The 1,787-nt window shown below is 63.5% G+C and carries 2 protein-coding genes and 1 pseudogene; 1 reads left to right on the forward strand and 2 read right to left on the reverse strand.

Going from position 1 to position 1,787, the window contains the following annotated elements; all coding sequences use genetic code 11:
* Nucleotides 1-35: 35 nt before the first annotated feature.
* Nucleotides 36-578 carry a TetR/AcrR family transcriptional regulator gene (locus WBF82_RS08685; RefSeq protein ID WP_424382644.1) on the reverse strand — a complete coding sequence of 181 codons (543 nt, stop codon included), beginning with the start codon at nt 576-578 and terminating at the stop codon, nt 36-38.
* Here WBF82_RS08685 and WBF82_RS08690 point away from each other — a divergent pair.
* Nucleotides 568-831: pseudogene (locus WBF82_RS08690) on the forward strand (citrate/2-methylcitrate synthase); the annotation flags it as partial. The gene WBF82_RS08685 and the pseudogene WBF82_RS08690 sit on opposite strands and share 11 nt — an antisense overlap.
* Here WBF82_RS08690 and WBF82_RS08695 read toward each other — a convergent pair.
* The gene (locus WBF82_RS08695; RefSeq protein ID WP_424382645.1) at nt 815-1,672 is read right to left on the reverse strand and encodes an SDR family NAD(P)-dependent oxidoreductase; all 858 of its coding nucleotides are present in this window, start codon (nt 1,670-1,672) and stop codon (nt 815-817) included. The pseudogene WBF82_RS08690 and the gene WBF82_RS08695 sit on opposite strands and share 17 nt — an antisense overlap.
* Nucleotides 1,673-1,787 lie beyond the last annotated feature (115 nt).

Here is a 1,787-nt window from a genome sequence, read left to right on the forward strand (position 1 = left end):
GCGACGTCGCCGTAAGTGCTTGAGTGCCTTAACAATTACCCGGTGACGGCCGGTATGAGCGCTGCTGCCGTCAACGCCGTCAGCGCGCGTCGCAACGGCTCTACATCACCGCTTGCATCGGCAAGCAGCACTCCGCCCTGATAGGCGGCAAGAAGGCCGCCGGCCAGCATGGCTGGATCGGTGTCTGCGAGCAGGCCACCGTTGTCTGCGACCCGCCGAAGTCCTTCGGCGAAAAGCGCTTCCCACCGCGCAAACCCCGCTTTCAACGCATCCCGCGCGGGCCCATCATCCTGGTCGAGTTCATGCACTAATGATCCGATCGGGCATCGAATCGGATCGGTTGAGGACGCGTAGACCCGGACGGCGTCGTCGCACCAGGCGCGCACATCTGCAGCCGTCGACATCTCAGCAAAAGACGGTTGCATCGACGCGATCACCCGCTCGACCTGCAAGCTGACGACGTCGGCCACAAGATCGGCCTTGCTGGCGAAGAAATGGTAGAGCTGGCCGCGCCCGACGCCCGATGCGGCCCCGATCTCGTCGAGCGTTGTCGTACGTACACCCTGCTGGCTGGACATCTACCGGGTGCTGGAGACCGAGATGTTCGCCGCTACCGGGATCAAACCCAACCTGGACTTCCCGACCGGACCCGCCTATTACCTGATGGGCTTCGACATCCCCATCTTTACACCGCTTTTCGTGATGAGCCGTATCACCGGCTGGACCGCCCACATCATCGAGCAGGCCGGCTCCAATGCACTTATCCGCCCGCTCAGTCAGTATTCGGGTTTGCCTCAGCGCAGTCTTAGCGCCGCTACAGCAGATCGGTGATTGTCTTCAGACCGGCGTCGTAGAGCACACCGGGCAGCATGCCGCCGTCGTGCTCGATGGTGGTGCCGTTGACAAAGTCGGCGTCTCCGCTGGCCAAAAAGACACACACCCGGCCCACCTCCGCGGGCTCACCGGCACGGCGCAACGGGACAGCGGCGAAGTACTTTTCGCCGGTCGGATCGTCTTTGGGCAGTACAAACGACCGGAAGTTCTCCGTCATCGTCGGCCCGAGCGCCACACAGTTGACGCGGACCTTAGGCCCCCACTCCTGCGCCAACGAACGGGTGAGGTGGTTGAGCCCGCTTTTGGCCGCCCCGTAGGAGACCAGGGTCGGTGATCCGGCCGGATGCCCGGCACCGCTGGAAATATTGATGATGCAACCGATTCCGTCCTGGGTGGCGATCTGTCGATACACGCGGATGGCAAACCAGAGCGGGCTGATCAGGTTCATCTGCACTGCAAAGGCGTGGAAGAGCGCGGAGCGTTCGTAGTCGTCGTTGCTGCGCGGTGCGCCCTGGACGCGTTGCACGAGCTCGGGAATGCTCTCCGCGTGCGGTGCCGGGACGGTCCCGCCGGCGTTGTTGACCAGGATGTCGATCCGGCCATGCGCGGCAACCACGTCGCTGACAAATGAGTCGATCGAGCGGTAATCGCCTTGATCGCACACCTTTTGCTCGGCGCGCGGCGCCCAGTCTGCGTCGATGCCGGGGATGGTGTCCAGCGGTGAGCGCGAGCATCCGACGACGGTGGCACCGGCGCGCAGCAATTCATGGGCGATGCCGACACCCACGCCGCGGCTCGTTCCGGTGACGATCGCGACCTTGCCGTCAAGGAGTCCCACGCTCCGTCCCTTCCGTCCTGTTGACAGTGCCTGCCATTTGGTCATACTCTGCCATTCAGGCGTCGACATGTAAAGGGCAGGTGTGCGCGTGGGTAGTCGGTCCAAACTTCGTGTC

The organism is Mycobacterium sp., from assembly GCF_049673265.1.
Lineage (GTDB): Bacteria > Actinomycetota > Actinomycetes > Mycobacteriales > Mycobacteriaceae > Mycobacterium.

What these genes read in the sequence shown, in the direction of transcription:
- WBF82_RS08685 (WP_424382644.1), bottom strand. Translation starts at nt 578, where the DNA reads ATGTCCAGCCAGCAGGGTGTACGTACGACAACGCTCGACGAGATCGGG.